We start from the raw sequence: 7,739 nt of genomic DNA, 5'->3' as shown, positions 1-7,739 counted from the left end.
CGGCCTATGTGGCGCTGCAGAACGGCCAATCCGGGGACGAACTGGACGGGTACGAAGCGCTTCTGCGCACCGGGCCGGTGGCCAAGGACCTGAAGCGCGTGCGCAACGTCAAGCCGATGTGGTCGCGCTGGGGGATGATCCCGTCGCTCGTCCTCGGTGGCCTCGACATGTGGACCAACAACCTGTTCGGCCTCTCGTTTTTCGGCACGCTGAAACATGGCAAGACCGATGCCGCCGCGACCGGCGAAGCCTCGAAATTCCCCAAGATCGATTATCCGAAGCCCGATGGGGTTCTCTCGTTCGACCGGCTGACCAACGTCGCCTTCGCCGCGACGAACCATGAGGAGAGCCAGCCCTGCCACCTGCGGCTGAAGGACCCGACGGTGCCGATCTCGGTCAACCTGCCGAAGTTCGACGAACCGGCGCAGCGCTACTGCCCGGCGGGAGTCTACGAGGTGCTGGACGGCGAGGGCGGCCCGCGCTTCCAGATCAATTTCCAGAACTGCGTCCACTGCAAGACCTGCGACATCAAGGACCCGAGCCAGAACATCAACTGGACGACCCCGCAGGGCGGTGACGGACCGAATTATCCGAATATGTAACAATTTCGGCAGAAACACACATGCGGGGTGTCGGAAACGGCGCCCCGCATTGCGTTGCGGCCATCTGCGCACTACCTTCTGGCGATACCGCGTTGAAGGAGCCTTTCGTGACCAATCTGCGCTCACTGCCGTTCGTGATTTCCCTTGGCCTTGGCCTGACCACCGCGTTGCCTGCGCTGGCCGCCGACGGTCTTGCCGGACCCTATCTGGCGGGACGCCAGGCCAGCCGGAATTTCGAATACAACATTGCGGCCGACTTCTTCACCCGGGCGCTGGTCGCCGACCCGACCAATCTGGGATTGCTGGAGAACGCCGTCGTTGCCCAGATCGGGCGCGGATCCGTCGAAAAAGCCCTGCCTCCGGCCGAGGTCATGAACGGGCTTGGCCAACCCAGCCAGTTTGCCGATCTTGTCATTCTTGCCGATCTTGCCCGCAAGGGTGACTTCGAAGCTGCCATCGCGGAACTGGACAAGGGGCGCAGCGCCGGGCCGCTGGTCGACGGTCTCTATCGTGCCTGGGCGCTTGTCGGCATGGGGCAGATGTCCGACGCGACCGTCGCCTTCGATGAGGTCACGGAAACCGATGGCAGCCGCATCTTCGGTCTTTATCACAAGGCTTTGGCACTGGCTTCGGTCGGTGATTTCGAAGGCGCGGACCGGATCCTTTCGGGCGAGGAAAGCGGCACGGTGCGCGCCACCAAGCGCGGGGTGATCGCCCATGCCCAGGTGCTGAGCCAGCTGGAGCGCAATGCCGATGCGATCGAATTGATCGACGCGGTGTTCGGCGACGGGCCGAGCCCCGAGCTTGCCAATATGCGGGCAGAGCTGGAAGCCGGTGAGACCCTGTCCTTCACGCTGATCCAGAGCCCCTCGGCCGGGATCGCCGAGGTGTTCTACACCGTTGCCTCGGCGCTTTACAGCGAGACGAGCGACCATTTCACCCTCGCCTACGCGCGCATGGCCGAATACATCGCGCCGGAGGATGCCGATACGATCCTGCTGGCAGCCGAGGTTCTGGAAGCGCAAGGACAGCACGATCTGGCCACGGAAACCTACAACCGTATCCAGCCGGAAAACCCCGCCTTCCTTGCGGCCGAGCTTGGCCGCTCCGATGCGCTGATCGCCAGCGGACGGGTCGATGCGGCCATCGAGGTTCTGACCCAGCTTGCCAAGGCCCATCCCGAACGCGTCGATATCTGGTCGGCGCTGGGGGATACCTATCGCCGCGAGGAACAGTTCGCCGACGCCGCCAAGGCCTATGACCGCGCCATCGCCGCGTTCAGCGGGCAAGAACGTGGACAGTGGATCGTCTACTACACCCGTGGCATCGCCAATGAGCGCGAAAAGAACTGGGACAAGGCCGAAACCGATTTCCGCAAGGCGCTGGAATTGCAGCCGAACCAGCCGTCGGTCCTGAACTATCTCGGGTATTCCTATCTTGAGCGGAAAGAGAACTACGACGAAGCGCTGAAGATGATCGAGACCGCCGTTGCCGGACGCCCCGATGACGGGGCAATCGTCGACAGCCTCGGCTGGGCGCTCTACCGGCTTGGTCGCTATGACGAGGCGGTCGTGCAGATGGAGCAGGCGGTGGAGCTGATGCCGGTCGACCCGGTCGTCAACGACCATCTCGGCGATGTCTACTGGGCCGTCGGGCGCCAGCGCGAGGCCGAGTTCCAATGGAAGCGCGCCCTTTCGTTCGAACCCGCTACCGAGGCCGAGGCCGCGCGTATCCGCCGCAAGCTGGAAATCGGCCTTGATGCTGTCCTGAAGGAAGAAGGCGCCGAGCCGCTTGCCATCACCACGAATGACGGCTGAGGTCTTTGCTCCGGCCAAGGTGAACCTCGCGCTGCATGTTACCGGCCAGCGCGCCGATGGCTATCACCTGCTGGACAGTCTGGTCGTGTTTGCGGGTTTCGGTGACACGATCTCCGTTTCACCCTCCGACCCGCTGACCCTGACAATCACCGGCCCTGAGGGGCATGCACTGACGCCGGGAGAGGACAATCTGGTTCTGCGGGCGGCGCGATCCTTCGGCACCGGGCATGGCGCGGCGATCACTCTGACCAAGCGGCTTCCGATTGCCTCGGGCATCGGTGGCGGATCGGCGGATGCCGCCGCGACGTTGAAGGCACTGGCCCGCCATTGGGATCAGCCCTTTCCCCCCGCTGATGTGGTGACGGCTCTTGGCGCGGATGTTCCGGTCTGTCTTGCCGCTCATCCGGCGCGGATGAGCGGGATCGGCGATGTGATCGGCCGGGTGCCGGACCTGCCGGACGGCATCGCCCTGCTTCTGGTCAATCCACGGGTCGCAGTGTCGACACCGGCGGTGTTCCGCGCCCTGCCGCGAAAGGACAATCCGCCATTGTCATCGCTTCCCGCGAGGTTCGGCACGGCGCAGGCACTCGCCACCTGGCTGAGCGCGCAGCGCAACGATCTGGAGGCACTGGCCCGCGCGCTGGAACCTGTGATCGGCGATGTTCTGACGGCGATTGCCGGAACGGACAGCCTGCATACGAGAATGTCCGGGTCGGGCGCGACCTGTTTCGGCCTCTTCCCCAATATCGGCCTGGCCGAGGCTGCTGCTGCTGCAATCAGCACGTCCCGACCGGATTGGTGGGTTCAGGCAGCACCCATGCTGCGCTGATCAGGGTTTGCATCAGGGGGCAGTACCAAGGAAGTCGCGCAGCCGGTTCTGAAGATGGGTGATTGCCCGATCATGGGCAAGGAAGGCATCAATCGCCATCATCTCCCAGAACTGGCCTTCATCGCCAAAGACAATCGCGGCGATCTCTGCATCGGTGATCCGCCCGCCAAAAAACGCGACCCGCTGGCCGCCAAGATGGTCGGACAGATAGTCGCGCCGCCAGATCAGCCGGTCGGGTGGCAGGATCAGCCCGAACTCTTCGTGAAGCTCGCGCAACACGCAATCCTCTGCGCTTTCATCACCTTCGCGGCCGCCGCCGGGAAAGTCCCAATGCGCGGGAAAGGCCAGCCCCTCCCGCGCATCCCGCAAATATGTGAGAACCTGCCCCTCCTTGATCAGCGCAAGTTTCGCGCCGACGAAGGCGAGCTCAGTTGTCATTGATGTCGTGGTTCCAGACCTTGACCTGACCGTGGCGCACACCGACCACCTTGCGCAGCACAAGCCATGCCACCAGCGAGGCGACGGCGAAAACAAGGACCAGAGCCGACAGCGACGTCCCGAGGATGCCAGCCCAGAGCAGAAGCCCGGTCAGTCCCGCCCCCATGGCGAAGCCGAGCAGGATGAACCCCGGCACCACGACCTCAAGGATGCCCAGAACGGCCCCTGCGATCATCCAGATCCACCATTCCTGCCAGAGCATCACGACCGCCCCTTCAGCATCTTGAACGCATCGCCAAATGCCTCAAGCGCGTTGGCAGGCACGATGATGGTTTGCTTGCCCGTTCCCTGCCCGACGGCGGTCAGCGCCTCGACCTGTTTCAGGGCGACCTGATACTGCGCGGCCTCAAGCCCGTTCTGCCGGATCGCCTCGGCGATCACACCGGTCGCATAGGCCTCGGCATCCGCCAGAACCCGCCGCTCCTTCGCCTCCTGTTCAGCGGCGTAAAGCTCTGCGTCTGCATTCAGCTCTACCGCGCGCTTCTTGCCCTCGGCTTCGGTCACCTGCGCCCGGCGGGCACGTTCGGCGTTGAGCTGCTGCAGCATCGCCGCGCGGGTTGCCTCATCAAGGTTCACGTCCAGAACCTCGGCCCGCGTCACCTCGATGCCCCAGTCATCGACCATCGCGGCGACCTGCTCGCGCACCATACCGATCAGTTGGGACCGGTTGGACTGAACCTGATCCAGCTCCATCTTTCCGATCTCGGACCGGACGATACCGGCCACGGTCGTGGCAATCGCGCCATCCACATCACGGATCCGGTAGACGGTCTTTTCCGGCTCGGTGATGCGGTAGAAGACGGATGTTTCAACCTTCACCAGCACGTTATCTGTCGTGATCGCGTCCTGCAAAGCGTTCGGCAACTGCCGCTCAAGGATCGAGATCTTGTGCGCCACCCGGTCAAGGAACGGCACGATGAAGTTGATCCCCGGCCCAAGGACCGAGCGCAGCCGCCCGAACCGTTCCACGACATGCTTTTCGGATTGCGGCACGATCCGCACGCCAAGCATGACGCAGATGATGATGAACACGGCCAGCGCCAGTAGTACGCCGTTGCCACCAATGAGTTCGCCCACGATCTGCCCGAAATCCATTTTTCGTTTCCTCGTTGTTCAATTCGCTGGACTATGCCTTTTCATCCCGGGGGAGAAAAGCCCCCTCCCGACCGTGACGCCCCGTTACCGCAGGGTCAGTGCCCCGGAAAGTGCGCCCCATTGTGTGCGGCTCAACCGCTCTTTCGACGCGATCAGCCAATAGGTCGCGTGATGGGGCAGAGTGGCGTCGCCGATGCGCGCGAGCGTTCCGGACGACAGATCGGCTGCGCAAAGTGGCAAAGAGGCCAGCAGAACCCCGCGCCCGGCCCGCGCCGCCGCCAGCGCCGAGGCGAATGTGTCGAAGCGCAGCACCGGGATCGGGACGGTCGGTGTGCCGGTCAACGCGCACCATTCGGTCCAGCCCGGGCGCGGGCCAGAGACCGCGATGCGGGGCAGGTCCTGCCATGCCTCGTCTTTGTGCAAGAGCGCCGGGGCTGCCACGGGTGCCATGACCTCTGAGAAGAGTGGTTGTTTATAGGTTTGCGGCCAATCGCCCGTGCCGTAACGGATCCGCACCGTATCATCGTCATGCGGCGCGTCGGTGGACAGGACCATCGTCCGAAAGGTGATCTGGCCGCCGATTGCCTGCGTCAGCCGATCCAGCCGCGGCGTGATCCAGAGGTCGATCACCGAAGTGCTGGCGGAAATCGTCAGCCGGTCGCGGGCGACCCCGAAAAGCGCCTCGGAGCTTTCGCGCAGGCTTTCGAGCGCCGTGCGGACATGCGGCAGCCAGGCGTCGCCCTCCACCGTCAGGGCAATCGAGCGCGCCTGTCGCACGAAAAGCCGCGTGCCAAGGCGGCGTTCCAGATGGCCGATGCGCTGGCTGATCGCCGATTGCGTCAATCCGGTTTCCACCGCCGCTGCGGTGAAACTGCCCATCCGGGCGGCCGCCTCAAACGCGCGGATCCATTCCAGCGGAAGATTGTCGAAGCTTGAACCTGCCATTAGGAAAACGATACCTCAGATCGTAAACGCCTAATTTGAGTTTATATCTTATCCTCTGCAATCTGTCGCCGGTTCTCGATACGCGAAAGGATGACCGGTATGGGCACGGTGACGATCAAGGATGGCGGTGCTTATCTGACGCTTGAGACGGAAATGGGGCCGCAGCGGTTCCATGCGGTCTGGCTGAGGGACAATGCCTGGGATGCCGAGACGCGGGCGCCCGGCAATGGCCAGCGCCTGATTGCCTTGCGCGACATAAGCCCGGATATCCGGATCGAGGCGGCAGAGATCGCGGGCACTGCCTTGAATGTCACCTTCGCGCCCGAGGGCAAGACCATTTCCTATGACCTGAACTGGCTGGAGGCCCATGCTTATGACCGGCCCACGCTGACCGAAACCGGCTGGACCGCACCGGGGGTTAATATCTGGGACGAACGGCTGATGGCGAATGTACCTGTGGGCGATTTCGGCGCGATCAGCGGTGATGTGGACGCACAGCGCGACTGGCTGGCCAAGGTCGCGCGCTATGGCTTTGGCAAGCTGACCGGCGGGCCGGTAGAGCCGGGGGCGCTGTTCAAGGTCGTGGACCTCTTCGGCTATGTGCGCGAGACGAATTACGGCCGCCATTTCGAAGTCAGGACAGAGGTCAATCCCACCAACCTCGCCTATACAGGCCTTGGCCTTCAGGCCCATACCGACAACCCCTATCGCGATCCGGTGCCGACGGTTCAGGTGCTCTACTGCCTCGAAAGCTCGGCTGCGGGGGGTGAAAATATGGTGGTCGATGGGTTCGCCGCCGCCCTGCGCTTGCGCGAGGAAAACCCCGACTGGTTCGACGTTCTGACGAAATACTGCGCGCGGTTCGAATATGCGGGCGAAGCGGGTGTGCGCCTGCGGTCCCGCCGCCCGATGATCGAACTTTCACCCGACGGCGAGTTGATCGCCGTGCGGTTCAACAACCGCTCTGCCGCGGCGATCACCGATGTGCCTTTCGACGACATGGCCACCTATTACGCCGCCTATCGCCGTCTGGGCGAGATCATCGACGACCCGGCGATGGAGGTAACGTTCCGCCTGAACCCCGGCGAGTGCTTCATCGTCGACAACACTCGCGTGCTGCATGCCCGCAAGGGCTATTCCGGCAGCGGCACCCGCTGGCTTCAGGGCTGCTACGCCGACAAGGACGGCCTTTTGTCGACCCTTGCCGCTTTGGAACATCAAATGCCGGAGGCGGCGGAATGACCAAACCGGATTTCACGACGCTGACCCGCGACAATATCGTCGCCTTCCTCGGCGATATCTTCGAACGCTGTGGGCATGAGGAATATCTGGGCGAACTGGTAACGATGGGGCAGCACATGCTGCAAGGCGCGACCATCGCCGAAGCGAACGGGCTGGATGAGGAAATCATCGTCGGCGCACTTCTGCACGATATCGGCCATTTCACCTCTGAATTCGGGACGTTTTCGATGGCGGATACCGAGGACCGCTTTCACGAAGAGGCGGGGGCAGAGGTTCTGGCCGCCTTCTTCCCCTCGGTCATCACCGATTGTGTTCGCTACCATGTCGCGGCCAAGCGTTATCTTTGCGCCACGAAGCCCGACTATTTCGGGCGGCTGTCAGAGGCGTCGATCCATTCCCTGAACCTTCAGGGTGGACCGATGTCGCCCGATGAAGTGGTCGAATTTGAGAAGAACCCGAACCTGAAAAAGATCGTTCAGGTGCGCTATCTGGATGAGGCGGGCAATCGGCCTGATATGGAAACGCCGGATTTCTGGCATTTCGCGCCGATGGTCCAGCGCATCGTCGATGCGCATTGCCCCGCCTAGACGGCCCGCACCGTTGTTGCGTCCGCGCCCGGCAGGCCTTATTGCCGGGAGGATCAGCAAAAGGGTTTCTGCATGGCCTATCATCTTTATCAGGGCGACCTGCCCGACGGGCTGGACCTTGGCC

General features: G+C 63.1%; 9 protein-coding genes. 5 read left to right on the top strand and 4 right to left on the bottom strand.

Features of this window, described 5'->3' with window-relative positions; translation table 11 throughout:
- From WBB85_RS12715 to WBB85_RS12705, 3 genes are all read left to right on the top strand, one after another.
- Positions 1–602 (top strand): 4Fe-4S dicluster domain-containing protein (locus WBB85_RS12715; protein WP_432638976.1); only part of this gene is annotated, 602 nt, incomplete at its 5' end.
- Positions 603–709: 107 nt separating this feature from the next.
- Entirely contained in the window at positions 710–2,419 is a 1,710-nt protein-coding gene (locus WBB85_RS12710; RefSeq protein ID WP_432638975.1) for a tetratricopeptide repeat protein, read from the top strand.
- A complete protein-coding gene (locus tag WBB85_RS12705; protein WP_432638977.1) occupies positions 2,409–3,248 on the top strand; it encodes a 4-(cytidine 5'-diphospho)-2-C-methyl-D-erythritol kinase in 840 nt (279 codons plus the stop codon). The genes WBB85_RS12710 and WBB85_RS12705 overlap by 11 nt, the downstream gene beginning before the upstream one ends.
- Before the next feature lie 12 nt (positions 3,249–3,260).
- Here the strand turns inward: WBB85_RS12705 and WBB85_RS12700 are convergent, their stop codons facing one another.
- From WBB85_RS12700 to WBB85_RS12685, 4 genes are all read right to left on the bottom strand, one after another.
- Positions 3,261–3,686 carry an NUDIX hydrolase gene (locus tag WBB85_RS12700; RefSeq protein WP_432638974.1) on the bottom strand — a complete coding sequence of 142 codons (426 nt, stop codon included), beginning with the start codon at positions 3,684–3,686 and terminating at the stop codon, positions 3,261–3,263.
- The gene (locus WBB85_RS12695; RefSeq protein ID WP_432638973.1) at positions 3,676–3,948 is read right to left on the bottom strand and encodes an NfeD family protein; all 273 of its coding nucleotides are present in this window, start codon (positions 3,946–3,948) and stop codon (positions 3,676–3,678) included. The genes WBB85_RS12700 and WBB85_RS12695 overlap by 11 nt, the downstream gene beginning before the upstream one ends.
- Positions 3,948–4,841, bottom strand: coding sequence for an SPFH domain-containing protein (locus WBB85_RS12690; protein ID WP_432638972.1), 894 nt, complete (start codon positions 4,839–4,841; stop codon positions 3,948–3,950). The genes WBB85_RS12695 and WBB85_RS12690 overlap by 1 nt, the downstream gene beginning before the upstream one ends.
- Positions 4,842–4,925: 84 nt before the next feature.
- Positions 4,926–5,786 carry a LysR family transcriptional regulator gene (locus tag WBB85_RS12685; protein WP_432638971.1) on the bottom strand — a complete coding sequence of 287 codons (861 nt, stop codon included), beginning with the start codon at positions 5,784–5,786 and terminating at the stop codon, positions 4,926–4,928.
- A gap of 99 nt (positions 5,787–5,885) precedes the next feature.
- On the opposite strand from WBB85_RS12685, the gene tmpA reads away from it, so the two are divergent.
- Positions 5,886–7,028: a 2-trimethylaminoethylphosphonate dioxygenase gene (gene tmpA, locus WBB85_RS12680; protein WP_432638970.1), complete on the top strand. Its 1,143-nt coding sequence runs from the start codon at positions 5,886–5,888 to the stop codon at positions 7,026–7,028.
- Positions 7,025–7,615 carry a (R)-1-hydroxy-2-trimethylaminoethylphosphonate oxygenase gene (tmpB, locus tag WBB85_RS12675; protein ID WP_432638969.1) on the top strand — a complete coding sequence of 197 codons (591 nt, stop codon included), beginning with the start codon at positions 7,025–7,027 and terminating at the stop codon, positions 7,613–7,615. The genes tmpA and tmpB overlap by 4 nt, the downstream gene beginning before the upstream one ends.
- Positions 7,616–7,739: the final 124 nt, after the last annotated feature.

The sequence above is a fragment of the Albidovulum sp. genome, from assembly GCF_049646345.1.
Classification (GTDB): Bacteria; Pseudomonadota; Alphaproteobacteria; order Rhodobacterales; family Rhodobacteraceae; genus Albidovulum.
This window is presented reverse-complemented; position numbering and strand designations above follow the sequence as displayed.

Excerpts from the sequence above, each read along its gene's own strand:
- WBB85_RS12705 (WP_432638977.1), top strand. The coding sequence starts at position 2,409 with ATGACGGCTGAGGTCTTTGCTCCGGCCAAGGTGAACCTCGCGCTGCAT.
- WBB85_RS12700 (WP_432638974.1), bottom strand. The coding sequence starts at position 3,686 with ATGACAACTGAGCTCGCCTTCGTCGGCGCGAAACTTGCGCTGATCAAG.
- WBB85_RS12695 (WP_432638973.1), bottom strand. The coding sequence starts at position 3,948 with ATGCTCTGGCAGGAATGGTGGATCTGGATGATCGCAGGGGCCGTTCTG.
- WBB85_RS12690 (WP_432638972.1), bottom strand. The coding sequence starts at position 4,841 with ATGGATTTCGGGCAGATCGTGGGCGAACTCATTGGTGGCAACGGCGTA.
- WBB85_RS12685 (WP_432638971.1), bottom strand. The coding sequence starts at position 5,786 with ATGGCAGGTTCAAGCTTCGACAATCTTCCGCTGGAATGGATCCGCGCG.
- tmpA (WP_432638970.1), top strand. The coding sequence starts at position 5,886 with ATGGGCACGGTGACGATCAAGGATGGCGGTGCTTATCTGACGCTTGAG.
- tmpB (WP_432638969.1), top strand. The coding sequence starts at position 7,025 with ATGACCAAACCGGATTTCACGACGCTGACCCGCGACAATATCGTCGCC.